A 26,972-nucleotide genomic window follows, 5' to 3' on the forward strand; every position below is an offset into this window, starting at 1 on the left:
AAGAGGGAAATCAAACAGAAGAATGTAGAGTGGCTTATTGCAGACATAATCGATAGCGGCTAATAAGCCGCCATGACTGCAATCATAATCAAGCCTCTGGCCGATAACGCCATAACCAACGGCCACTTGCCATACGACGATAAAACAGCACGCCACGCACTATCCAGTCGAGGAACATCCCCATCCAGACGCCGGTGACACCAAACCCTAATGTCACGCCCAGAATATAACCCGCGACTATACGGCAACCCCACATCCCCGCGAGCGCCACCCACATGGTGTAACGGGCATCTTTCGCGCCTTTCAGCCCAGATGGCAACACCCAGGCCGCAGCCCAAATGGGCATAAAGAGTGCATTGATCCAAATCAGGTGCTTAACAACGTCGATAACCCCCGGTTCATGGGTATACAACGACGCCAGAAATCCAGCACTTGGGATCGACAGCAAGGCGATAAAACACACCCCAAGGGTTGATAACCAGAAGATGTGTTTAATCTGACGGATAGGCTGTAAAATCTGCCCTTTACCCAAACGGGTACCGATAATAATCGTCGAGGTATACCCCAGCGCATTACCTGGCAAGTTGATCAGCCCAACAATGGAAAACGCGATAAAGTTACCGGCAATCACTTCTGTTCCCATACCCGCAACAAAACGCTGAGTAATCAGTTTGCCGATATTAAACATCACCGACTCAACACTGGCAGGAATACCAATGCTCAAAACCTCAAACATAATAGCGGAGGTAAAAGGCATAAAATAAGATTTAAAGGGAATGCGTAAGGTATTATTGGCCCCGAAAATCAGCACCAACACCACCACCAAAGCGCCTAAATAACGGGTAATTGATATGCCGATACCCGCGCCAATAAACCCCAGCCCCTGCCAATTCCCCACGCCGTAAATCAGCACACTACTAATAGCAATATTAAGAATATTCATGCTGATATTGATAAACATCGGCAGTCGCGTATTACCGGCACCGCGTAATGCGCCACATCCCACCAGAGTTATTGCCATTGCCGGATAGTTCCACGCCGTTAAACGCAGGTAGGTTAGCGCCATCGCTTTAACTTCAGGATCAGCCTGACTGGCCATCAGATTGATAATGGCTTCTCCGGCAAAATGTACCAGTAACACCAACAGTAATGAGATTAAAACTAATAGAGAGATAGATTCGCGCGCCGCTGTTTGTGCCTGTTTGCGCTTACGTTGCCCCAAACTGAATGACACCACCACCGATGTGCCGAGCGCCACAGAGGTAAAAAAAGCAGCAATGAGCATATTGAAGCTGTCAGCTAACCCTACTGCGGCCATGGCTTCTTTGCCCAGCCAACTGACCAACAGAGTGCTAAACACCCCCATGAGTAAGACACACGAACCTTCAATAAATAGTGGGATCGCCAGCGGCGTTATCTCACGCCAAAACAATACCCGATAGGATTTCCGCTTTTTATACCATGCATTTTCGCAAAAGATTTTCAACTTAATATACTCGAATTATTTAGGGTATATACTCGATAAAAGTCGACGCGAACATCATAACAGAATGGCGAGTTAATTTAAATGAAACATCATTTCACATAAACAACAATGAAATAGTTATGCAATGAAACACACATAAATATGCAAAATATCTTTGACTCGAACACCGGTTTTGCGATATCAATGTAGGCATTGAAACCTTTGCCAGACAGACCTCATTCATACAGGATTTAATTGATGACAACTATTCTCAAACACCTTCCTATAAATCAACGTGTTGGTATTGCTTTTTCCGGTGGTTTAGACACCAGTGCAGCACTGTTATGGATGCAGAAAAAAGGGGCAATTCCTTATGCCTACACGGCGAATCTGGGTCAGCCTGATGAAGAAGATTACGATGCCATTCCGCGTAAAGCGATGGAGTACGGTGCAGAGAAAGCTCGTCTGATTGATTGTCGTAAACAATTGGTTGCTGAAGGGATCGCCGCTATTCAATGTGGTGCCTTCCATAACACTACTGCGGGTGTGACTTACTTTAACACCACTCCACTGGGCCGGGCTGTCACTGGTACCATGTTGGTTGCCGCCATGAAAGAAGATGGCGTGAATATTTGGGGTGATGGCAGTACTTACAAAGGTAATGATATCGAGCGTTTCTATCGTTACGGTTTGTTGACTAATGCTGAGTTGAAAATTTACAAGCCCTGGCTGGATACCGATTTCATCGATGAACTCGGCGGCCGTCATGAAATGTCCGAATTTATGATTCAATCCGGTTTCGATTACAAGATGTCGACCGAGAAAGCCTATTCCACTGACTCAAACATGCTGGGTGCAACTCACGAAGCCAAAGATCTGGAATTCCTGAACTCTAGTGTCAAAATCGTTAACCCAATTATGGGTGTGAAGTTCTGGGACGAAAATGTGGTAGTGAAAGCGGAAGAAGTCTCTGTCCGTTTTGAGCGCGGTTACCCGGTTGCACTCAATGGGGTGGTGTTTGACGATAGCGTTGAGCTAATGATGGAAGCCAATCGTATTGGTGGCCGTCATGGTTTGGGCATGAGCGACCAAATTGAAAACCGTATTATTGAAGCTAAAAGCCGTGGTATTTACGAAGCCCCAGGAATGGCGTTGCTGCACATCGCTTATGAGCGCCTGCTGACCGGTATTCATAACGAAGATACCATTGAGCAATATCATGCTAATGGCCGTGTGCTAGGTCGTTTGCTGTATCAGGGCCGTTGGTTCGATCCACAAGCGCTGATGTTACGTGACTCGGCGCAGCGTTGGGTTGCCAGCGAAATTACCGGTGAAGTCACTCTGGAACTTCGTCGTGGTAATGATTATTCCATCCTGAATACTGTCTCTGAAAATCTGACTTATCAGCCAGAGCGCTTGACGATGGAGAAAGGTGATTCAGTATTCTCACCAGATGACCGTATCGGCCAGCTGACTATGCGTAATCTCGATATCACCGATACACGTAAAAAGCTCTTTAGTTATGCCACTACTGGGCTATTGTCTGCTTCGGCAGAGGTAGGTTTGCCACAGGTGGATAATAATAATCTCACTGCACGTGGCTTACAGGATAAGAGCAAATAGTTATCCATCCTTAAGTTCAGGTGTTCAATTGACGTACATTAATTGACCACCTGACAACTGTCTGGGGAGCCATTAGTACCGGGCTCCCCAAATTAACCTTTTGTTTATATAGCAATAGCGGACCTCTTTAACTAACGCGCGCTGAGTTCTGCCTGATCGGTTTCAACGTCATAGGCCCCGCCGATACACAAATCAATAGGATACGGATCCCACTCAATCAGACCTCTGATTTCAAACTGAATAATGCCATTTCTGGCATTATGCTGCTGATTGACGACCAGAGACTCTGCGATGATCCGGGGTTCAAAACGGATGATTGCTTCACGGATAATTCGCTCGATAGTCGTCCAGTTATGGGGAGTTGAATGCCTCCCCACCAGTGGCGAAATACCGTAATTTAAAACCGACTTAGCCACCCACTTATGGCGCTGTTCATCAAGCCGGTCGTCAATATTGGCATTATTTAATATTTCAGCGATATTCCGCTGCACCAGTTTTCGCATCGTACGTGAGTCATAAAAAAACTTATCATGAGGCTCTAACAATTTTTTAGGCTCATCATCAAGTAAACGCTCAAGCAGAGTAGGCAAAAACTGTCTCTTCTTTTCCATTAATTAGCCTGTTCGTCAAATCCAAATTTTTCAACATCAAATCTAAACTCTTCAATATCGAATAATGCGTACTCATTTTGGTCAGTAATAAACATTTTCCGCCCTGAACCAATATAGAGTGAGTCTGCCGGTTGGCTCCATTCAGTTTTAAGGCCAAGTTTAGTGTCATTATCAGCATCGAGAGATAACGGATAACGTGCCGGGATATAGCCGTACCAAACTTTATTATTCACCGTCAATTGTGCCGGCGCCCAGACTAAGTCTGTAATATTTTTAGGCTTAGAAATCGTCATTAATTGAACATCAGCGAAAGGTACCCAACGATAACCGCCTGCGCTGATAAACTCACAAACCGGCCCGATGCGGCTATCACTATCCGCTATCCATGAAAAGGGCGTCGCTGAGCTATTTTCCCCAGCACTTTCGGGGGCTTGTGACAATGCTTGCTCGCGCAGTTCTTCGCTTTGTGAGTAATCACCCTCATGCAAATGTTGGTTAGCTTGCTGCATCAATACCGCCCACTCAGGCAGTGGATTACCTAAGGTTCCAGGATCGCGTTTCCCTGCTAACACGTCTTCACGCAACGTCTCACTCAAGACCAGATTCTTATACAGCTCTGCCTGCTTGGCCATATCTGGAGCAAATTTAGTCAGTGTTTCAAGTTGCAATAACGCTTTTTGCCATAACCCAGCCAAACAATAGAGCTTAAATAATAGCTCGCGTGCATTGGTATCTCCCGGCTTGGCTTTCAACGTGGCAATAACATCCGATTGTATTTCGGCCAATGAGCTGCTTTTCAATAATTCATTTAAGTTGGTCGTATTCATTAAGTTGTTATTTCCATATTTAAATTTATAAATGGCTATCTAGCCCTAACTTATAGAGTTCCTGGAATACTAGCGCAGGCACACTGTTTTTTTCTTTTGAAGTAAGGTGTTCTGGTGCCAACAGTTTTAATAAATCAACTTTTTCATCATTATGGGATGTGTCCAGATAATCTATAACACTTAATTCCTTGGTGACTTTTTCGATAAGTCCACCGGAATCTAAAATACATTCCGTCAGCGTTTTATCCTTTACGCATTCCCTTATATTCTCCAAAAAACCATCATTGGCAGATAACTTTGTCACCTGTCGTTTATCTTTTTCTGAGAATTCCCGGCCTTGCTCACCCCACATTAAAAAACGTTTGTATTCCAGCTCCAGGCTTTTCAGGATATCTGGCCCCTGCTGCCCATGAGTTTGCACCTCATTAACATCATCGAAATAAGAGATGTAATGACCACCATGAGACAAAATATCTTCTATTTCCGGTAAGTCAGTCGTATCACATATAGAGGGGTGTTCCAGCATTAACAAGTTGTCAGTAAAACTCTTACCTGCTGCTTGCCCAGAGGCTTTTTTGGCGGTAATGACAAAATGACCAAATTTAATTTCCGCACCAAATGACACAGGGTGATGTTCACCTGGACCTAACTCTTTTCCATTGATAATACAGATGAAATCGCTACTTTGATTTACGATCATTGATTCAGATGCGTGCCGGTAAAACCGGACTTCATTTTGTCTATCCCCCATAGAATGGGGAGTAAACTCCCCTTTTTCCATGCTGAAACAGACAGCATTCTGCTCAGTAATCGCATCATTAAGCTGAAACTGTTGCGACATCCGTGGCCAGGTTAATACGAGTAGCATGCCTATTAACCACCTATAAAGACATTCGGCGATCCGCAGACAATTGCGGCTCCATCTCCAGCCACATCACTCACCCGCGCGGCTGGAAACTTATTAATAAAAACGGTTCCGGAGCCTGTGACTACACTGGTCATCCCGACTAACGAGGATGATGCCGCGCTCCCGCCCGCAATTGCAGCCGGAACTGCGTTAATTGATACATTGGGTGAACCGCTACATATCGCACCGCAACTGGTAGCGTCGCCCATTCTTGCTGCACAAAACATATTTCATCTCTCTTAACGGCATAACCATTCAATAATTTTTTGCCTCAGCATATCGGCATGTCTGACAGTTCAAGTTCACACCGAATATGCTGAGTTCACTTTTTCTCAGAATCAAGGCGGAGGCGTCTGTTCATCCGTTGGCGTTGGTTCTGGTGTCTCTGGTGGTTCAGTCGGCTCCGGCGTATCGGTCGGCTCCGGCGTATCGGTCGGCTCCGGCGTATCGGTCGGCTCCGGCGTATCGGTCGGCTCTGGCGTATCGGTCGGCTCTGGCGTATCGGTCGGCTCTGGCGTATCGGTCGGCTCCGGCGTATCGGTCGGCTCCGGCGTATCGGTCGGCTCCGGCGTATCGGTCGGCTCTGGCGTATCGGTCGGCTCTGGCGTATCGGTCGGCTCCGGCGTATCGGTCGGCTCTGGCGTATCGGTCGGCTCTGGCGTATCGGTCGGCTCTGGCGTATCGGTCGGCTCTGGCGTATCGGTCGGCTCTGGCGTATCGGTCGGCTCTGGCGTATCGGTCGGCTCTGGCGTATCGGTCGGCTCCGGCGTATCAGTCGGCTCCGGCGTATCGGTCGGCTCTGGCGTATCGGTCGGCTTTGGCGTTACCGTCGGCTCTGGCGTATCGGTCGGCTCTGGCGTATCGGTCGGCTTTGGCGTTACCGTCGGCTCTGGCGTATCGGTCGGCTCTGGCGTATCGGTCGGCTCCGGCGTATCGGTCGGCTCCGGCGTATCGGTCGGCTCCGGCGTATCAGTCGGCTCCGGCGTATCAGTCGGCTCCGGCGTATCGGTCGGCTTTGGCGTTACCGTCGGCTCCGGTGTCTCAGTCGTTGGTTCCGGCGGATCAATTGGCGGTATTGATGGATCAATTGACGGTGTCGGTGGAATGATCGGTGGTATCGGCAATGGTGGTAATGGCAATGGCAGCCCGATACCTCCCCCCAGTAGCTTCAGTCCCGCCAGGCTTGAAAGCGCGGCTAAGCCACCACCCGCACCGCCGCCGCCGCCGCCACAACAATCATCAGAGTTAAGGTGGATCTCTCCTCCTTGAATAATGACTTTCTTTTTACCGACAATCTTGATGGTATCGGCACTGAGCACCAGCTCACCACCCGCACCGATCGCCACAGCACCACCAGCAACCAGTGTCGCAGCACCGCCAGCGGCTACCTGATGAGCACCACCGACAGAAAGTGCGTTGTAACCACCGACGTTGGTCAGGTTGGCACCACCCACGTTGGTGGCATTGGCTAAAGCGACATTCAGAGCATGAGTGGCTCCCACGACCACACTCCGTGCCAATCCAACTTGTATTGAAGACGCTAAAGCGACGGATTGCGCAGAAGCACCAAGAACAGTTGATGTCGAATTTGCCCCTACAAGCACGCTGCGGTTAGCCCCCACACTCAGATCAGCATTAGCGCCAATGACTTGTGTTTCATCATTTTTCGTCAGACGCGCCATATCGCGCTCGGCCTGCTCCCAGTATTGCTCCAGGCCCGGTTTATCCTCAAAACGCACGCCGTTATAGTTGGTTAGCCCTCCGCCAATAGTACGGCTGACCATGCCACTTTGTGTGGCATTCGCAGGTAAATCCCAAGGTGGGCGAGTCACATTATTGTAGAGACTACCACTGACCAACGGGCGATCCGGGTCGCCATTGATGCAGTCCACCAGCACTTCCTGGCCAATACGCGGAATGTAAATGCCACCAAAACTGTTCCCAGCCCAAGCCTGGCTCACGCGTAACCAGCATGAGTCCGACTCTGCGTTTTTGCCGTAACGGTCCCAGACAAAACGTACTTTTACCCGGCCATATTCATCAGTCCATACCTCTTCGCCCGGTGGGCCCACAACGATAGCATTCTGTGGCCCGCTGGTTTTTGGCTTTGGTGTGAGTTGTGGATGGCGATAGATCTTGGTGGTTGGCTGAACCGTAAACGTAGTTTCATAGTGAAACTCATCCCCACGGGATAGCTGCGCCACTTCACTAACCAACAAACGGCTCGAGATAACCATGTATTCGCGGTTAGCTTTATCAACCGGGAAGCCTTGCAGTTCGAAGTTAGCGCCGCAAACGATGCCACGAACCTCGCCGAAACCGACAGCACGCGAACCCAATGCGCCGCGCTCCTCAATACGCACTCGCGCCAGATGCTCCCCGATATCAGGCTGATCATAATCCCCAGGCCATTGATAAATTTCGAGATCGCTAAAACTGGTTTTGCGTGGCTTGCTGTCCATCGTCAAAATGTCAGCACGAGATTTGGTGAAATCGTAGTCGTTATAGACCCAGCGCCCAGTAGTTAGCGTTTCCTGAGTCTGGAATTGGGTGATGTATTCTTCCCCGGCCTTTGGCTCATCCGAGAGATATTCAATGGTATGGTAAGCTTCACTGAAATAACGTTTGTGAGCACCGACATGGTCGACCAGAATTAATTTTTGTTTATGATCATCATGTTCAAAGAACCAGTAAATACCCCACTCCTCCATTAAACGCTGGAGGAAATTAAAGTCGGTTTCACCGTATTGCACCTGGAAGTCGAGTATGGGATAAGTCGTCGCCAGCCGTTTTTCAAACGGAAAGTTATAGTCAGCAAGCACTTCATCAATAATATCTACTACATTTTTATTTTGAAAAATCTTAAAGTCAGAGGTTAAATCTGTGAGGTAGAACCAAGGTCGAAGGACAATTTCAAACATTGCCTGATTGGCATCGCGGCCAATAAATCGGGCTTTTTCGACCAAACCAGAAATTTCACGCGTGCCTTTACCGACACCTTTCACATAATCGAGACCGTTACCATCCAGTTCCATTTCAATGGTCATCTCTTTACCAATTAAGGCTTTGAGATCGACATTAGAGGCTGTCTGCCAAGGAATGGAGGGGTTAGCCGGCGTTTTTGCCGTGATGGTATATGAATACAAAGTCGAAAAGGCTTCCTCTCCTTCTAACTTCGACAGTACCAGCGCAGGCTCACCCAATAAATAGGGCATGGCCGGGCTGCTCAACTTTATTGTCCTTGACATACTAATACCTAATATCCGGTTAATATCGCAAAGTGTTCATTACACTTTTAATGGTTGGTGCATCATGATGAATCGGTTTATTCCATTAATTTTCCATACCTACACACCTCCAAATCCATAGTTTTGTAAGCTTTAACTTCCTGTTAAATCACCAAATTTCATGCATATCATCATTGAGCGCACTTGGGCATTGGAAGCCTCTAAGCAGTTCACTGATACTCTCATTACCGTAAGTCAAACCGGACACTTCCAGTTCGACGCGATCTTTGCCCATGACATAGGTCAGAAGTTGCATGCCACTGGCGTCTTGTGCCACTTCATCAGCCTTATCAGCCCATTTCAGCAATGCCCAAGGGCCACGCAGCAGGATGTCTGGCATCGCTGAAGCTTGTTGGCGCTGAGCAGTTAAACTCACTATTGTTCCTTGACGAACTCCCGGCCATTTGAAGAATGATGGCGTCACCGGGCCGTGGGAATAGCGCACAATATTCCCGTCAAAATTCATGATTAATTGCGTAATTGATGGGGCTAAATAACGCACGGATACCGAGAAGTCCAAAGCCACTTTGCGGCCTTCACTGGCATTAAATAATGCATTGCGAATCACCGCCGCCTGTTCAAAAAACTCCAAACCATCACGGCTTGCACTGCCTTTATAACGCCAAGGCGTGGTGGTAGTGTCGACTTTACTTTCCAGGTTCTTCTTAAAGTAACTGTCCACCGTGCCACCCGCGCCGAAGAAGCGCTCAAAATCACTCAAACTGACGACTTTCTCACTCTCAGCAAAGGGATAACGCCCTTGTAAGGTATTGCGGCATATCTCACCGACCCCCATATCGATGGCCTTCGACGTGTGGGTAATCACTTTATTTTCAAACTTTTGCGATGAACTGGTTAAAAGTGGCGCAATGATGTTGCTAAACGGATCCGGCCAGGTTTGGGACTCAATCGCGATACGCTCCCCACCATGAGAGATCGGAGGGATATCGCCATATTCAAACGCGCTGTTAAACACCACCAGACGGGTATATTGATCGTTCAATGCACCAATAACCCGGCTCATCTGGGTGCCCTGAATCACAGAAAGGTTACTGTTATTCTCCCCATCGCTCGGTTCGCCCTTAACAAAAGCGCGCAGTCCGTCAAATTGACTATCAACAAATTCCTGAACCAGCTTATTCTCACGAAAAGCGATCTTTTCCTGCACTTTCTTAGCCTGGTTAACTAAATTTCCCTGATTTCTTATTGTTATATCGTCGAGTAATGTTTTCTCTTTTACGGTTTCCACTAACGTCGTTTCTTTCACTGACTGTTTTGCCAAATTCAGCAAAGGCGAGTTCTCTGACACCAGCGTTCTCAACAGCGCAATATCCAGAGATAACCCTTCTGCATACTCTCCACTGTCAGCATCAACAGAAATCAGGCGCACACTGGAGAGGAAGCGTTTCCAGTAATCGGTGTATTCTTTCAAGTACAGGGTTAGCACATCTTGCTGTAGCGCCAGAGGATCAAATGAAGAAGTCAACGGCTGAGCCATCACCCAACGATCCTCTTGCTGAAGTTGCATCAGCAATGGCGTAAGCTTTTTTTTAACCACCTGATGATACCCGGCGTGGGTGTATAACCCCGGAACCCCTTCATGCAGTAATTCGTCATCCGATAGGGTAAAAACCTGTGTCGCATTCTCACCCACCATTTTGCGTAATGTCAGATTGGCGGGCGCTTGTGCCTGTAAATGTGATTGAACGCGCCCCCACAGTCTGGCTGTCTCAGTTTTCTCTGCCAGCATGGTCCTGGCCTGTTTGATCAGCTCGCTATCTGCCGCTTGTCCATATTGTCGCCACGCTTTTTGGGTGAAAAGCGTATTCAAATGGGAAGCGAAAATACCTTTCTCCTCATAAGGCTCGATTTTGCCGCTCTTCTGCCAAGCTTGGGTGACTTTATCGACCACATAATTCTGATCGAAATGCTCTTCATCAGTCAGCATGAGATAGAGTTTTAACGCGACATAGACCGCTTCAGAATCGCCACTATTGATCGCATTTTTTAATGAGACTTCGGCCTCACGTTCAACCATCGGGAAAAGGTATTTTTGCAGGAAAAACTGATACAAATTGTTCGCGCCCCGAGACACCGCCCCGCCAGTGTATAAACCATAACGCCAATCAAGACTTGGGTTTTCCACATCCAGCGTGCCGTACTCAGGTAACTGCTGAGTGGCATTCAACAGCGTGGGTAACATCTGCTCATTGGTGGTTTTAACATAACGGCTAACGCTACTCTCTAAGTGCTGGAGCTTGGTACCAACCGCCTGTAAATAGCCATCGTTGTGCTGGAAACTGATAAGGAATGCCCATACCAGCCACACCGCCAACCCGATACAAGCCACGTGTCCTAATAAATTCTGGAAACGATATTTGGATTGCACTTTGAGGTTATAGCTCACCAAATCCCCATCTTGAGTGATGACGTCGCGGAATAGCTGCTTAAGGAAATATTGTTTTCCATAAGCCGTTTCGCTGATCAATTGACCTTCATCATCACTTCTTTGCGAAAGCGAGGCCGGGGATGCAGGCTTCATATGACTAATAACATTGCGCCATTTCTGGACCAGGGTGCTGTTATTTAACAGCCCAATATTCGCAGGCTGGCAACTGCTGACAAAATAGATGCCACGCAACGTGGTATGGAATTTTGTCTCATCAAAACGCGAGGCAAAAAATACATTCTGCAAGACTTCAGTCACCCGTTGGGACAACAATCTGAAGTCCTGCGGTAACGCATACATGCCCTTACGATCAGTGACGGAATACTCTTCTTGCTGACGCACATGCATGTTGTTGCTGATGCGGTTTTCAAGCAGTGCCAACTCAGTGCTGATACGCTGCTCAAGCTCCATATCCGCGCGCCCTTTCTCCTCGTTATAAGGGAAAGTCACACCCCAGATTTGTTCGCGGTCTTCGGCGGTTAAATTGCGGAAATACTCATCAAAACCAGATAGTTGATCCAGTTTAGTGATAGTCACATATACCGGGAAACGAACACCGAGCGCACCACGAACATCATCTAAACGCGCGCGCAGCGTGGCCGATAGCGTCAGTAACTCGGCTTTACTTTTACCCAAAATGTCGGTGACTGAAATAGCCACAATAACGCCGTTAACCGCCTTGACCGGACGATACTTTTTCAGCGCCTTTAAAATGCCATTCCATTCAATTTGATGCTCTTTGCCGTCATCAATGTACTTACCGGCGGTATCTAAAAACAGAGCATCATTAGAGAACAGACATTCGCAATGCTGAGTCGGTACATTTTCTTTACCGATGCGATCCAACTGCTCAGGCAGAGGGAAATCTTGTCCTGATGAGAGGATCAGTGAGGTTTTACCCGCACTCTTGGTGCCCAGCACCATGAACCAAGGCAGTTCGCTACGCCAGCGGCTGGAAACAAAAAAACGCTTCCAGGTTGGAATGCCACTGTGAATACGACGGACATAATTTATGCCATTGCGAATCACCGCATTGATTTCAGAAAGGTCAGGTTCAAGTTCAGATTGACCTTTCTTCGGGTTGATAAAATTATCCAATAGCGCAGGGTTGAGCGCTAAAGCCCGCATAAAACGCCACACACCATAAAGAATGGTGATAAAGGCAATAAAAGCGATGATTGCGCCACGACGCAATGGGTCTTCCAGCGGATGGCTATCCCCGACTAATATAAAGGGCGCGATAACCCATACCGCAGCGCAGGCGACCACCGCCAACATAACAAAGCGCGGTACGTTAAACCAAAAGCCCAATAACAGAGCCAGAGCCAGCAGTAAGAAAATAATTCTGGGTTCATAACCTTCAAGCGGTCGCGCCTCGCCAAATCCGAGGAAAGGCCCCAAAAACCATATTGCGGCAGCCAGTAATAGAAAGCAGCCCACCAGCAATATTCGTTTCATGGCCCAGCCAGAAAACAATCGATTCAAATAAGACATTCTATATCTCAATAATTAACAAAGATTTCTACACGGCGGTTTTGTGAGCGCCCGGCTGCATCGTCATTACTACTGACTGGCTGCGTATCCCCTTTCCCTTCAAACTGAATTTTGTCAGTCGGGATACCCGCTTTCTCCATAAAGCGTGCCACGTTGGCAGCACGTTTCTCAGAAAGCACCTGGTTATTAGGGAAACCTGGTTTGTTGATCGGCATAGAGTCGGTATGCCCAATAATCAGCACCGCCCCTTGTACGCGATGAACTTCCTGCGCAACACGCTCGATGACACTCATGATTTCGGACCGAACTTTATCCGAACCCACCTGGAACATGGTGTCGCCTTTGAAGATGACTTTGCTGCGACTGTTTGTTTCATCAACACTCACTAGCTGCTTCGCTATCTCGTCTTTTAACAAAATAGCCAGACGTAATTTTTGCACCGCAACGGTTGGCACGATAACCGGACGTTGCAAGGCTTCCATTCTCTTCAGCAAGTCGCTTTCGGGTACGGAGAGAAAATATTTACTGCCAATAAAGGTGGCCGCAATCAAGAAACCACACAGCAGCATCGACACACGAACCGGAACAAAGATCCCTCGCCGTTTGCGGAACTGATGCGCGATTAATCCATGCGGAGAAAGTGCGGTAGGAACGGTATCGCGGGTACTTTGCAGTAACGTTAACAATCCCTGACGGATTTTGGTTAATTGCCGGTCACCCTCTTCGATAATGCTGTAACGGCCTTCAAAACCCAGCCCTAAAATCCTCAGCAATACCTCTAAGCAATCCGCATATTCATGTGGGCTCATTGAGAGACGACCCACTAACAGGAAAAATTTATTCCCGCCGTCGTTATCACCTTCAAAATGGTTGAGCAGGTTGCTTTGCGACCAACCCGACATGACGCCCCACGACATGGTGTGAGCCGCTTCATCAAGCGCGGTACACAAGCAATAGCGGACGATCGCCATTTTCTTCCACGAGATATCCGCTTCATCACATACCACACTAAACAGGGTTATCTCATTCTTCAGGCTCTCTTTTAATATCTGAACCTGCGAGGCATCCGCTATCTCTTGTGGCATCTCGCTTAAGGCGCGTAATAATGGCTGTGCCGCCTCCAATAATGGCGTTGGAGACGCGACCGCTTTAGCCACGCGCTGCTGGACACTCTCGCCGCGAAGTTGGGCGGTATCATAGGGCTGAAAACCCGGTGAGCGCGTAGCCTCATGGCTGAACGCCGCACCAGATTGTGTGCTCTCGGTGTAAACACTCGGCTCATCAAGCAAGAAATGGCCTAACGCCTGCGGATTGGTATCCGCATCTCTGCTTTGATCAAAGGAGGGCATTGGTATCCCAGGGTTCAATTCACTGCTATCACTCATGAATCTCTAATCCCCCAGAGCTCCATTTTCAATGCAGGGAAATCGCCAGCCACGTGTAGTGCAATGGCCCCTGCATTGGAAACTTTGTCCCAAAACGGCCCGCTTTTCATCAATTCGAAATAAACGTATCCCGCGCTGTACGGAATTTGCCGCGGTGGAACCGGCAACCGCTGTAATTCGAGACCCGGTAAATGTGAGCGCACCAATTCATGCAACTGTTGTGGCGCACTGATTTTGGTCTGTACAGAGAATTGATGCTGCAATACGTCCATTGGCAATTGTGCATGAACGGCCAATACCAAATTGGAAAATGAACGTAATTCATTAGGCAGCACAGAGGCAGACCATACGCCATTCCCTTTTGGGTCCAGCGGGATCATCTGCCCTGCACGCACCAGAATCTGATTGAGCAATTCATGCACATCGTCCACCAATGGGCGAATCGACGGATAGAGTTTCCCGTGGTCATATCCCGGCGCCGGGCGCGGCCGACGCGTTTTGGTACGAATAAAGGTGGATAATTCACCGGCAAACTTGGCAAGTTCTTGATAAAGCACGATTGGCGGTAATTCTGGAATATTGCGCAGATGATCCAGACTTGGCTCGTATTTATTAAAAATTTGCAGCAGCAAGTAGTCGACAATTTCAGCACTGGCGCTGGCTTTGCCATCACTGTTTGACAGACGTTTAGCCAGCATATCGGCACGCATTTTGACCAAGCCATTAAGATGGGTCAGCCACTCTGACAGCAGTGAACTCGCCGCGTATCCCGTCACCGGAGGAATGTAGTCATCCAGATGCAGCAGTACGCTACCATCAGGCTGAATCGCCCTGACTTTGGCCAGTGGCAACCCAATCCATGATTCGGTCATTTCGCTTTCAGAAACCAATTTAAGCCGCAGCCGCGACAACTGCACCGGCTTCGGTCCCTGACGAATAGCATTAGTGTCACTGAGGTCTGCTTCATAGGCATAAAAACGCGCCAATGAACTCATGTCATATTCGTCAAAAATAGTTTCATCACTGTTATCCAGCCGCAACGGAACCGCCAGATAGATTAGTTTGCCCAAATGATCCGAGGTGATGGTAAGTGGCTCAGGCAGTTCCGCATGACCGGGAATATCAAAAGGCGTACCGTCCGGTAATACCCCTTTGCCAGATCGCAGTACCAACTTGCCATAGGAGAGCGCTTCGCGATCAATTTCATATTGCGCGAATCCCCAAAAGAATGGGGTAATCGTGGCGGCTCGTTTATGAGCGTAATATTCAAGATACCGCTCTTGCTGTTGAAAAAGTTGCGGGCGAAGAAAAAGACCCTCACTCCAAACGACTTTGTTAGTTCTCACGACTTAGTCCATTTCTTTGATTGATATTGACAGACGCTCAACGCGCACCTTGACTACCGGATCGTTTTGTTTCCCTGACCACCATTTTTTATACCAGGGCTGCACGCGTTTCTTGGGTAACGGGCTAAAAACCGCGTTCCACTCCGCCTGCTCAATTTCACGGTAAGCAGCTACAACGCCGATGGCAGTGACCCCACTGTTTAGCGTCAGTTCTATTGTTTTTGTCTCATTAGGCAGCATGATTCCGTCAAACACTTTCTCCATCTGCTCTTTCAGAGATGGTGTGCCCTCTTCGGTAATAGTGAAGAAATCACTCGACTTAAATTCATCCGTATTCTTCAGGGTATAAACGGTGATCCTTAACGGATTAGCGACACCTTTGTCATTTGGATTGATATTTTTTGCCGTAGTCAGCTCGACAGCCAATTTATCAACCGGTTCAGGTTGAGGTTTCGAGCTACATGCCATGACCAATAGCGTGACCAATGCCACGAAAAAGTATTGTGTAATCCGATTAAACCAACGGATATCTTTTTTCATACTCAACCTAATCAAATAAAAACATTAAGTTTTATCCACAATAATATAGTGACCGGCAGATTCATCACTTTGCCTATTACCTGCGCTGCTATCAGGCCTGTTACATCTATTGTGGATAAAACCTATATCTGGGTGAAAACCTATTACGGATAAACTCCGTCACTGAGAAAACTTGCCACCCGAAAGTGGCAAGTTTGATGTCTGGTCTAAAACAGCATTGCTTAGCTTTGCTGGTTAGCTTTAACATCGTAGTTAGCAGAAATAACGCCAGATTTATGGCCTTCAGCATTCTGCATAACGTAGTCCTGAGTCATCTTGGTGAATGAGAAACGAATCTCTTCACGTGGACGAGTTTCATCTTCAAGAGAACCGGCCATATCAACACGAGTGATGATTACATCGGTAAATTTAATAGTCAGGTATTCCAGTGGATCGCCACCTGCTTTACGCAGAACGAATTGGATATTCTTAATATGCTTACCCAACAAGCAATAGCTCAATAAGTTCGGGCTTGCTTTATCGATATAATGCGTGAAACAGAAGTCAGAAACAGTTGCTTTACCTGAACCGCCGCCTGAACCACTGTGCATATTTGAGTGCTGAGAAACATCCCATTTCCAAGCCAGCACCTGAATTTCGTTTTTGTGGTTAGCATCTAAAGATTCGCCTTCGATACCATCAATTTTAATAAACATATCTTGCGACATAATAATCCTCTCTCGCACTTCTATTAATTTCACTTAATGAAAAACATCAAGCGTAGGAAGGCCCACGTAATAAATTTACGAAAACACATCCCTTTCCTATGAAAATAAGCATTACAAATAGTTTATTATTGACTATTACAATACTTTACCTATACACCACTTCTTTTAACGTCATTCAATATCATGCCTTGAATGACGTAAGGCCTCGCGCGATGCATTGCACGAAAACACATACTTTCCACTAAATACTCATTAAATAGAGGTAACTTCCATATTCTTTAACCTGATACAGAGAAATATTATTCCTCGGCCCCAGCTGTTATCTATTTAATTACGCAACATCTTTCAGTGAAGGTAATTTAGCAACCATGCGCAGTGATACCGTCAAACCTTCCAATTGGAAGTGTGGGCGCAGGAAGAATTTAGCCTGGTAATAACCTGGGTTACCTTCAACATCTTCAACAATAACTTCAGCTGCGGCCAACGGACGGCGTGCTTTAGTCTCGATAGAAGAGTTTGCCGGATCGCCATCTACATAGTTCATGACCCAATCGTTCAACCAGCGTTGCATCTCATCGCGCTCTTTGAATGAGCCGATTTTGTCACGCACGATACATTTCAGGTAATGAGCAAAACGTGAACAGGCGAACAGGTACGGCAAACGTGCCGACAAGTTGGCGTTAGCTGTAGCATCTGAATCGTAATATTCAGCAGGTTTTTGCAATGATTGCGCGCCAATAAATGCCGCATAATCAGTATTTTTTCTGTGCACCAGTGGAATAAAGCCATTTTTCGCCAATTCCGCTTCACGACGGTCAGAAATAGCAATTTCTGTTGGGCACTTCATATCAATGCCGCCATCATCAGTTGGGAATGTATGACATGGCAAGCCTTCCACCACACCACCACTTTCCACACCACGAATCAGGGTACACCAGCCATATTCTTTGAATGAACGGTTGATGTTAACCGCCATAGCATATGCCGCGTTGGACCACACATATTTGCCGTGGTCGGCACCGTCAGTCGTCTCTTCAAAGTGGAAGGCATCTACCGGGTTAGTGCGAATACCGTATGGCAGACGCGCCAGGAAACGCGGCATTGCCAGACCAATATAGCGGGAGTCTTCAGACTGACGCAGTGAGTTCCAGGCAGCATACTCAAGATTCTGTGTGAAGATCTTGGTCAAATCACGCGGATTTGACAGCTCTTGCCAGGATTCCATCTGCAATACTGACGGCGCGGCACCCGTGATAAAAGGTACGTGTGCAGAAGCAGCAACCTTACCGATGGAAGCCAGCAAATCAACGTCAGGCGCAGTATGGTCAAAGTAGTAATCCGCCACCAGGCAACCATAAGGTTCGCCGCCCAATTGGCCGTACTCTTCTTCATAGACTTTTTTGAATAATGGGCTCTGATCCCACGCCACACCTTTATAACGCTTCATATTACGGCGTAATTCATCTTTAGAGATGTCGAGAAAACGCAATCTCAACTTCTCATCAGTCTCGGTATTATTCACTAAATAGTGCAGGCCACGCCAGGCACTTTCCAGAGACTGAAACTCTTGATGATGCAAGATCAAATTGATCTGCTCAGACAATTTACTGTCGATCTCAGCAATAATAGAGGCAATGCTTTTATAAGCATCATCAGATACAGTTACCGAATTAGCCAGCGCCTGCTCTGCCAATGTTTTAACGGCACCTTCTACTGCCGCTTTGGTCTGCTCAGACTTAGCCTTGAATTCTTTAGTCAATAACGAATTAAAGTCGCTATATTCAGTCGCAGCAGCGGCTGGTTTATTTTTTGCTTCTAAAGTGGACATGGTTTTTCTCTTCTTAATCAATCTTACTGTGGAGCATCAGCAGCGGATTGCTTTGTTTTCGGTGCGGATGCCAGTGTTGCCAGTAATGATTTGTCTTTCAGAAGTTTCATTACTAATTCCTCTGCACCTGCCTTGCCATCCATATAGGTTTGCAAGTTTGCCAATTGAGTACGGGCATCTAACAATTGAGACAGAGAATCGACTTTCTTGGCAATTTCATCGGGAGAAAAGTCATTCAGGCTCTCAAAAGTAATATCCACCATCAACTGACCTTCACCCGTCAGCGTATTTTTAACAGCAAATGCAACACGTGGTTTCATTGCTTTCATACGCTCATCGAAATTATCGATGTCGATATCCAGCAGCTTTCTATCTGCTACTGAAGGTAAAGGTTCAAGAGGCTTACCGGATAAATCAGCCAGCACGCCCATGACGAATGGCAATTCAACCTTTTTCTCACTACCATATATTTCCACATCGTATTCAATTTGTACGCGTGGCGCTCGGTTTCGAGCGATAAATTTTTGGGAATTACTTTTACTAACCATATATGCCTTTTATTCAAAACGTATTGTAAAATCATCAGGAAATAAGCTTCCTGAACCGCTATTGGAGAGATCAAATGTAAAAAATGATACTAAAACGTGCTCCCCTATTTATAAACCAACTCAATACCAGCAGTTGCTCTAACCTGCCCTGGGGTTACCGTATTCGTACCTTTTGCATAATAACCCGCTAAAAAATAGTGTGTGACATCTGCACCAGAACTGGAAATAACATATTCCTGTACACTATTTTCATCGCCAACCACCATTTGTTGCCCTGCAGCTTTACTTAATCTGATTTGCGCGCTTTTGCTGAAATCATCAGCCACTTCATTCTGTAAATTTCCGGTTATTGCGTCCGGCATGGTAGCGCCAGCAGCTATAAAGCGTAATGACACTGTTCTATTTACCGGACATTTATTCAGCGCAATTTGAAATTGCTTTTTACCCGCTTCTGCTTTATCAGTTTTTAATTCGCTGGTCGACAAAGTCGGTAATAAAACTGACTCTGAAGAAGAACCGCCATCAATACTGACTTCACAGGTATCTTCCAGATACTCACCGGTAAATGAAACCTGAACTTTACAATCTGCCGCTCCTGCACATGCACTGGCTGCCTGAGCGGGCTGGCGCGCGATAAAAGCCGCAGCCAGCAACAGCAAAAACGTTAAAAGTTTCAGTACAACATTACTTTTTAACCACGAAGACATACCACCTCCAACTGTGTTATATGAGTACTTTCTGTCTTCGCTGTAGCATTTGCTTCCGTGCCTGAGTGAATACGGCATTTATCTTTACCACCATTACTGATGACTTGCAGGGGTTGTGAACCTGTCCCCCAACCGCGAATAAATGCCATACCACCTTGCCCGACAATCCCCTGACTCACACCATCCGCATCCAATAGATCCGTACCAATAGGGAGAAACTCTTTATTTTCATCCCTGACGATAAGCACTAATGGTGCGCCAGTAATGGTCTTCATCGCGACCGGGATCATTGCTCCTGTTCTCGGTACTACTACTTTTTGACTCTCCAGCACATCTACCGAATCAGGTAATTCTTTGTAATCAATCGCCACTGTATTTTCACGGTATGCAGTCATCGACGGCATAATGGCATAGCCACGACTATCAATTGTTGCTCCGTTACCGTTAAACAACTTAGCTCCCGCAGCGCCTTCAGCATGTACGATGGCAAAAGGTGCATCGCCAAGCCGTGGGCCGATAGTCACTCCTCCCTGGTGAGCCACTACACTACCGTTGGCAGAGGCAGACAACTGGCGAGAAGAGCTGTTATTCGCTGATGCCGTCATCCCGTACTGGCCTACTCCGGTCTTGTAACTCATGTTACCTGTCACCGTCTTACTCGCAGCAGTGTCATTGCCACTGCTGTACGACGTCCCGACACCATAACCCAGCTCACTCTGCTCACCCTGACTACCACTGGCATTCATCTGCACTAGCGTATTACCTGCATCATCATGGCTGGCCATTGAATACAAGGTGTTAAACAATGGTCGCTTCACGATACTGCCACCCAATGGGATGCTAATAGACGCCATGTAACTGTTTTGGTAATCGTTATTACTGCTGTTGTCATAACTACTGATATAGCTGCTATTACTGGTTCGCATTGCCGTCAGCGCATAAGAAAAATAACGCAACGAATGATTAAAGGTCACGGCATACTGCTGCGACGCATCCTGCCCTCCCCAGTAACTATAAAAACTACTATTCAGGTTCAGCGACATATTGTCAGCGACCCGCTGGGAAACACTCACCGATAAACGGTTGCGAGTACGAGAATCAAAAGCGCTGTTAGCATTTATGCTGCCGTAGTGATCCTGACTCGCTTCCCTAAAAGTATAAAAACCGTTGGATGAGTATCTGTATGCCGCCAACGTCAGGTTGGTATCGGTCTCGCCAACGTATTTGGTATAGTCAACTTTGTAACTATTACCTGATGAGCGATGGTCACCACTCAATTCACTTCTTGCGTGGGTGACATCAAATGAAATCCCCCCAATTTGGGTATTAAATGCGTTACCGATCCCCACCGAACTATAATTCTCTGCCAGCTGCGCTCCGCTATACAACGTATAAGTGTTGCCAAGACCGTAGTAATACGCGCCTTGTACAATCGTCGGACTCGCATTTACCGTATTATCATTCAATCGGCCAGCAGCGATATCAAACTGGGATACACCTTGGTAAAGCAACATCGGCGGCGCTGAAAACGGAATTCTTTGGCTACGGGTACGGCCATCAGATTCGGTCACCGTCATTTCTAAATCACCACCGTATGACATGGTGCCGATGTCAGCTAGTTCGAACGCCCCCGGCGTAACGACTGTTTCATATATCGTCTGTCCACGCTGAGTCACCGTGACTCTGGCGTTGGTTTCCGCCACTCCTCGTATCACCGGTGAGTAATTTCGAATCCCTTCCGCTAACATTCGGTTATCGGATGCCAGTTGAACACCCCGTAGACCGAATCCCTCAAATAAACTCCCACGGGTATCACTATCCCCCAGAGTTAACTGACTCTTCAGCGAGGTGACATCCGTGGCCGCAAAACCATATAAATTCTGAGTTTGCGCACCACCATCATTGTTCCAACGGGTATTAAGACGTTTTCTTAACCGCCACTCACCAAGATTGAGACCGGTAATCAAGCCAATGTTGGCGTTATAGGAGTTCGACTTTGCCCCGTCATCTCTATTGCCGTTAAAAACGCCATACACGTTGCTGTTATAATCCAAGAAACCGACTGGGGCACCAGCATCCCACAAACTGGGGCTAATATAGCCACGCGGATGTTTCACTAAATTAAACTGTGGAACAGTGATTGAAAGTTCAAAGTCCCCTGAGTTATAACGCGTACTGCTGCCTTTAATTAAATCTCTTAAGTTGTAGCACTGATCTTTCGCCGCTTCTTTTACATCATTCGCTATCTTGGTCGAACCATTCAGTTCTATTCTCAGACCCAATGCATCAAGCTGTTCCAATTTAAAACAGGGTTCTGCGGTGGACTCGCCGGCAACGGATTCAAAGCGAATACTATGCTTTCCGTTCATCTTGCCATTAACGATAACCATCACATCATAAACTCCGGGGGATACCGGGTTTTCATTCATAAACCGTGCTACATCAATTCCTGAGCCGCGAATAAAATCAGGATTAAACTCCACTGCGGTAATTTCAGTCTCATTATTTTCATTTACTAATGGTGCCGCTATCACACTCTTATGTAAGAACAAGGTCGTACTTATAATTGTTAACGTAAAGCCCAATGAATTTTTGTAAGGTAAATTCACTAATCTATCGATTTTATTTTGTAAGTAGCGCGTTATACATAAATGATTCACGAGCAAAAGCTCCCTTTAATACCCTACGGCTTACCTGCCATTTCACAGCAAGAGCCTCCGGTTTCCTATCCGACACGCTTATCCTTGCCCACGCAGCGTTTTATTATTTTTTAACAACCACTCCTTTACCTTGTGCAAAAGATATATTTCCATCAATCGCTGCACCGTAATCATTTAATAACTTGTAGCTCATTGCTGAAATACCTGAAGCTTTGCTGTTCGGGTAAAATACCGAAGTGGAAAGTGGTGCCAGCATATCTGTCTTCAGTTCAACTTTTTTCCCGCCAGCAGTCACACTGCCTGAATCAAAGGAAAAATAATAAGGCGACGGGTTTGTTACTTTTACGCCCTGACCTTTTTGACTATCGTTAACTAATTCCCATTGCAGCTTTTCAGCTTGTTCTGCACTGTTGCTATTTAACGATGTTGGCCGATAGAAAATTTTAATTCGGGTACGAAAAGCCAATTCCAATTTATTTTTATCAGCACTGTCTTTTTGCACTGCTGGTATTTCTAGCATGTTAAACCAAAAGACCGATTCTTTATCTTGCGGTAAGGCCATGCCATTATAAATCATACGGACACTTTGCCCTTTACCGTTCTCAACACGAAATACCGGCGGTGTCACAATAAAGGGAACGGTGACATTATTTATTTTGGCATTACTATTTCCATCATCAACCCAGACCTGTACTAACGCGGGCTCCGTGCCTTTATTATTCGTGCGTACGTTGACTTCTTTCTGAGCCGCTGGGAATATCACCCGTGTGCCACTAATGGTCATAGCTGCATACGTTGGGATGTTGCCAGCCATCAGCGACAACACTAAAATAATCGTTTTATAAAACATCGCGTTACCAAATAATAATAAGTTAAAGCTGTACGTCTGGTGATATAACAACTCGTTACCAATGAATCCTGTTGTAACCTTAGCAACAAGTTGTTATCACTACTTTGGTATGACGACCCAATTACAGTTGGGTCGCAAACCTATCACTCAACGAGTGATTAATTATAAGACAGTACGTATTGAACTTTAGCAGTCACGATACCAGGAGTGGTTTTAGCCGTTGCATAGTAACCACCGGCGTATGACAGAGTCGTGGTACCTTTAGGATCAGCACCAGTGCCTGGAGTCACATCAAATGCTGCACCAGTATCACCTACACGGATTTGTGAGCTAGTGCTATCCAGGTTATAAAGACGTACTTCAGCACCAGTTGCTCCACCAGTAGTGCTATTGGTCAGGTTACCGGTAGTTGGGTTGACACCGTCACTGTTGATTGCGTTGAAGTGAGCAGAAACTTTGGTCACAGCTGCTGGGCAATCCACGACAGAAATAGTGAAGTTTGTGGAACCCTCTTGATCACCAGATTTTGCCAGAACGCTAGTAGAAAGCGTTGGCAGAGTTACCAGCACATCTTCAGTACCCGTTTCAATCTGGCAAGTATCATCTTGCAACAAACCGTTGAAGGTAACAGTACCATTTGAGGCTGCAAAAGCAGTTGTTGAAGAAACAGCCAAAGCCAGTGCACATACAGCCAGATTTACTTTACGCATAACTTTCATCCTTTAGTTTACTTTCCAATTAAATTATTTAAATACAACACATATAGTTAACATCTGTATAAACAGATACGCCCTATTCTTTTTTGCCTTTCATTTTGACAAGAAACAGCAAATTCCTTTTTGAGATAAACTATCCAGCAGACAACGTTAAACTTGATGTCTTTTGTTATTTATCTTTTTCATTCTGCACAGAAATCGTAAATTTATTTTCAACTTTATCGACGAACACAATCTGATTAGGTATTGCGTCGTGGTCACGTAAAATAAACTTGCCAATTTCAGGTGTAATATTCTGTTCAATATAACGAATAAGCATACGGGCGCCGGTTTCTGCTACTGAGCAACGGCTAACTACATCGTCAACGACCACATCACTGTATTGCAACGTCAGCTGATGCTGAGACTGCAAACGCTGGCCGATACGATCTAAATGTAATCGAACAATATGCTGCAACGCGCTCTGCTGGAGCGGCAAATAAGGGATCACAGTGACGCGACCCAAAAATGCGGCGGGGAATACTTTCAGCAATTCAGGTTGCAACGCACTTAATATTCCATCTTGATCGGGAGCAGTATCTGGATCAGCAAATAAATTACTTAATAATTCGCTACCCACATTGCTGGTTAACAGCAAAATAGTGTTCTTAAAATCAATAAACCGCCCTTCGCCATCTTCCATCTGGCCTTTATCAAATACCTGGAAGAACAGTTCATGGACATCTGAATGTGCTTTTTCAATTTCATCTAACAGCACAACACTATAAGGTTTACGCCGCACTGCCTCGGTTAATACACCACCTTCGCCGTATCCCACGTAGCCCGGAGGCGAACCTTTTAATGAGGAAACCGTGTGTGACTCTTGGTATTCGCTCATATTAATCGTGATAAGGTTTTGCTCACCACCATACATACTTTCCGCAATGGCCAACGCCGTTTCTGTTTTACCCACACCGGAAGGGCCAACCAACATAAAGACGCCCAGCGGTTTCCTTGGGTCTGCCATCCCCGCACGTGCAGTCATAATATTTTCGCTCAACTGGACTAACGCATGCGGCTGACCAATCACTCGCTCTTCGAGACGTTGCGGCAGCTCCATCACGGCACGAATGTCGTCTTTGAGCATTTGCCCTACTTGAATCCCGGTCCAATCTGCAACAATGTTAGCGATCACGGTTGCATTAACCTCAGCTTGCACCAATGGTTGCGCACTGCGAATAAGCAATAATTGCTCTTCCAGTTGCGCCAATTGCTGCTGATGCTGCTGGCGTTTTTCTTCATCAGGCGTGGGTTGCGACACCAGTTCATACAGCGCCGTTCGCGTAGTCGTAATGGCGGTGACCAATTCACGCTCTGCCTGCCAACGTTGTTCAAGTTTGTTTGCCGCTTCCGAGTGCTGAGCAATCGTAGCTTCTAACAGTGCTGCGCGATCGTCCTGCCCTTTGCCGAAATGTCGGGCTTTTTCCAGCGATGACAACTCGGTTTGCGCGGTTTCACTCTGGAAAGTCAATTGCTGCAATTCTGCCGGTTGTGAGAATTGTGCCACGGCAACACGTGCACAAGCGGTGTCAAGCAAGCTGATCGCTTTATCCGGTAACTGGCGCGCAGGAATATAACGATGCGATAATCGCACCGCAGCTTGCAAGGCTTCATCCATGATCCATACGCCGTGGTGTTTCTCTAACGCCGGAGTCAATCCACGCAGCATCGAAATGGCCGTATCTTCATCAGGTTCATCGACCTGAAGGACCTGGAAACGACGAGTTAGCGCCGGATCCTTTTCAATATGGCGTTTAAACTCACTCCAGGTCGTCGCGCCGATGGTGCGCAACTGACCGCGCGCCAGTGCCGGTTTGAGTAAATTAGCTGCATCACCGGTTCCTGCATTCCCCCCTGCACCGACCAGAGTGTGAACTTCATCTATAAACAGGATGACCGGCGTTGGTGAAGCCATTGCTTCGTCTAAAACATTCTTCAGGCGTGCTTCAAACTCGCCTTTCATGCTGGCACCCGCCGAAAGAGCCACAACATCCAGGGTTAGCAGACTCACCTGACTCAGCGCTGGAGGCATTTCACCCGCTACAATGGCCAACGCCAGACCTTCAACTACGGCTGTTTTACCCACGCCAGCTTCGCCGGTGAGCAACGGGTTGTTTTGGCGACGACGCAGTAAAATATCCACCATCGTACTGATTTCATGGTTGCGCCCCAGTACCGGATCTATCTTGCCTTCACGAGCTAATGCAGTCAGATCCGTGGTGTATTGCGCCAATGTGGCGGTACTTTTGCCGTTAATAGCATTACTGGCTTCACCCGGTAATGCGCCGTCATACATTGGGCTACCATCGGTGGCCGCTTCATTGGTTTCCGGCGATGCCTGCGTAATAAAGTTAAAATCGCTGCTCAAATGCTCCAGTGGAATTTTTTCCATTTCTGGAGCAATAGCCAACAGTGCCCGGCGCAATTCCATATTGGTTAGCATTGCCAGTAACAAATGTCCGCTGCGAATACGGGTATCTAAGCATTCCAGGCTGGCGTACACCCATGCCCGTTCGATGGCTAATTCGATATGGTATGAAAAATCTGAAATGCTGGTCGCTCCGACGGGCAAACGAGCAAGTGCTTGAGCCAGACCACGTTCAAAAGCATCTACATCGACAGCAAAATAGCGAACAATATGTTTAAGATCGTTATCTTCTTGATGCCAAAGTTGGTTCACCCAATGAATCAACTCAACATAAGGGTTGCCACGCAATTTACAAATTGTTGTGGCACTTTCAATACCTTTGAAAAGAGTGGCATCCAGTTTGCCGAAAAGATTTTTCCTTGTAATAGCCACGTTGTTTATCCTGGTCTTTTTAACTGTATTCACACCTGCATGTATTTATGTCTACATGTGTATATCAGCTTATATGTTTATGCGTATTTGCAGAGCATCGCGAGGTCATTATTATTACGCCACGAACTTTTGTGGGGCTAAGAGTAAAGGGGTAAAATAAAAAACGAAAGTATATTTATTCGA

19 protein-coding genes are annotated in these 26,972 nt (G+C 46.8%); 1 reads left to right on the top strand and 18 read right to left on the bottom strand.

Annotated elements, in window-relative coordinates; genetic code table 11:
* Nucleotides 1–88: 88 nt before the first annotated feature.
* Nucleotides 89–1,486, bottom strand: coding sequence for an EmmdR/YeeO family multidrug/toxin efflux MATE transporter (locus tag ACNSO8_RS23240; protein ID WP_026018008.1), 1,398 nt, complete (start codon nucleotides 1,484–1,486; stop codon nucleotides 89–91).
* Nucleotides 1,487–1,723: 237 nt separating this feature from the next.
* Here ACNSO8_RS23240 and argG point away from each other — a divergent pair, with 237 nt between their 5' ends.
* Nucleotides 1,724–3,088: an argininosuccinate synthase gene (gene argG, locus ACNSO8_RS23245; RefSeq protein ID WP_005165407.1), complete on the top strand. Its 1,365-nt coding sequence runs from the start codon at nucleotides 1,724–1,726 to the stop codon at nucleotides 3,086–3,088.
* A 131-nt stretch (nucleotides 3,089–3,219) separates the two neighbouring features.
* On the opposite strand, the gene ACNSO8_RS23250 is transcribed toward argG, so the two are convergent.
* The 17 genes from ACNSO8_RS23250 to tssH all read right to left on the bottom strand — a co-directional run bounded on the left by ACNSO8_RS23250 (nucleotide 3,220) and on the right by tssH (nucleotide 26,789).
* The gene (locus ACNSO8_RS23250; protein WP_019080941.1) at nucleotides 3,220–3,699 is read right to left on the bottom strand and encodes a type VI secretion system baseplate subunit TssE; all 480 of its coding nucleotides are present in this window, start codon (nucleotides 3,697–3,699) and stop codon (nucleotides 3,220–3,222) included.
* Nucleotides 3,699–4,526, bottom strand: coding sequence for a type VI secretion system accessory protein TagJ (locus tag ACNSO8_RS23255; RefSeq protein ID WP_019080942.1), 828 nt, complete (start codon nucleotides 4,524–4,526; stop codon nucleotides 3,699–3,701). The genes ACNSO8_RS23250 and ACNSO8_RS23255 overlap by 1 nt, the downstream gene beginning before the upstream one ends.
* A gap of 25 nt (nucleotides 4,527–4,551) precedes the next feature.
* Entirely contained in the window at nucleotides 4,552–5,394 is an 843-nt protein-coding gene (locus tag ACNSO8_RS23260; protein WP_019082810.1) for a TagK domain-containing protein, read from the bottom strand.
* Nucleotides 5,395–5,399: 5 nt separating this feature from the next.
* Nucleotides 5,400–5,660 carry a PAAR domain-containing protein gene (locus ACNSO8_RS23265; protein WP_005168539.1) on the bottom strand — a complete coding sequence of 87 codons (261 nt, stop codon included), beginning with the start codon at nucleotides 5,658–5,660 and terminating at the stop codon, nucleotides 5,400–5,402.
* Nucleotides 5,661–5,771: 111 nt separating this feature from the next.
* Complete coding sequence (tssI, locus tag ACNSO8_RS23270; RefSeq protein ID WP_418396067.1) at nucleotides 5,772–8,648, bottom strand: type VI secretion system tip protein TssI/VgrG; 2,877 nt, start codon at nucleotides 8,646–8,648, stop codon at nucleotides 5,772–5,774.
* A 181-nt stretch (nucleotides 8,649–8,829) separates the two neighbouring features.
* Nucleotides 8,830–12,663: a type VI secretion system membrane subunit TssM gene (gene tssM / locus ACNSO8_RS23275; protein ID WP_418396065.1), complete on the bottom strand. Its 3,834-nt coding sequence runs from the start codon at nucleotides 12,661–12,663 to the stop codon at nucleotides 8,830–8,832.
* Nucleotides 12,664–12,671: 8 nt separating this feature from the next.
* Nucleotides 12,672–14,048: a type VI secretion system protein TssL, long form gene (tssL, locus tag ACNSO8_RS23280; RefSeq protein ID WP_019080947.1), complete on the bottom strand. Its 1,377-nt coding sequence runs from the start codon at nucleotides 14,046–14,048 to the stop codon at nucleotides 12,672–12,674.
* On the bottom strand, nucleotides 14,045–15,394 hold the full coding sequence (gene tssK, locus ACNSO8_RS23285) for a type VI secretion system baseplate subunit TssK (RefSeq protein ID WP_019080948.1): 1,350 nt from the start codon (nucleotides 15,392–15,394) through the stop codon (nucleotides 14,045–14,047). The genes tssL and tssK overlap by 4 nt, the downstream gene beginning before the upstream one ends.
* Nucleotides 15,395–15,397: 3 nt before the next feature.
* Nucleotides 15,398–15,934: a type VI secretion system lipoprotein TssJ gene (gene tssJ / locus ACNSO8_RS23290; RefSeq protein ID WP_046051221.1), complete on the bottom strand. Its 537-nt coding sequence runs from the start codon at nucleotides 15,932–15,934 to the stop codon at nucleotides 15,398–15,400.
* A gap of 221 nt (nucleotides 15,935–16,155) precedes the next feature.
* Complete coding sequence (locus ACNSO8_RS23295; RefSeq protein WP_013649664.1) at nucleotides 16,156–16,641, bottom strand: Hcp family type VI secretion system effector; 486 nt, start codon at nucleotides 16,639–16,641, stop codon at nucleotides 16,156–16,158.
* A 331-nt stretch (nucleotides 16,642–16,972) separates the two neighbouring features.
* Nucleotides 16,973–18,469 (bottom strand): type VI secretion system contractile sheath large subunit, encoded by a 1,497-nt coding sequence (gene tssC, locus ACNSO8_RS23300; RefSeq protein WP_005157570.1) that lies wholly within the window; start codon nucleotides 18,467–18,469, stop codon nucleotides 16,973–16,975.
* Between the two features lie 23 nt (nucleotides 18,470–18,492).
* A complete protein-coding gene (tssB, locus tag ACNSO8_RS23305) occupies nucleotides 18,493–19,017 on the bottom strand; it encodes a type VI secretion system contractile sheath small subunit (protein WP_005157572.1) in 525 nt (174 codons plus the stop codon).
* A 104-nt stretch (nucleotides 19,018–19,121) separates the two neighbouring features.
* Nucleotides 19,122–19,724 carry a fimbrial protein gene (locus ACNSO8_RS23310; RefSeq protein WP_046695223.1) on the bottom strand — a complete coding sequence of 201 codons (603 nt, stop codon included), beginning with the start codon at nucleotides 19,722–19,724 and terminating at the stop codon, nucleotides 19,122–19,124.
* Nucleotides 19,709–22,153, bottom strand: coding sequence for a fimbria/pilus outer membrane usher protein (locus tag ACNSO8_RS23315; protein WP_254061041.1), 2,445 nt, complete (start codon nucleotides 22,151–22,153; stop codon nucleotides 19,709–19,711). Before ACNSO8_RS23315 ends, ACNSO8_RS23310 begins: the two co-directional genes overlap by 16 nt.
* Before the next feature lie 334 nt (nucleotides 22,154–22,487).
* Nucleotides 22,488–23,234, bottom strand: coding sequence for a fimbria/pilus periplasmic chaperone (locus tag ACNSO8_RS23320; RefSeq protein WP_019082803.1), 747 nt, complete (start codon nucleotides 23,232–23,234; stop codon nucleotides 22,488–22,490).
* Between the two features lie 158 nt (nucleotides 23,235–23,392).
* Nucleotides 23,393–23,944, bottom strand: a complete 552-nt coding sequence (locus tag ACNSO8_RS23325; RefSeq protein WP_019080953.1) for a fimbrial protein — start codon at nucleotides 23,942–23,944, stop codon at nucleotides 23,393–23,395.
* Nucleotides 23,945–24,119: 175 nt separating this feature from the next.
* Nucleotides 24,120–26,789, bottom strand: a complete 2,670-nt coding sequence (gene tssH / locus ACNSO8_RS23330) for a type VI secretion system ATPase TssH (RefSeq protein ID WP_019080954.1) — start codon at nucleotides 26,787–26,789, stop codon at nucleotides 24,120–24,122.
* Nucleotides 26,790–26,972 lie beyond the last annotated feature (183 nt).

This window comes from Yersinia sp. LJYL362 (genome assembly GCF_048323875.1).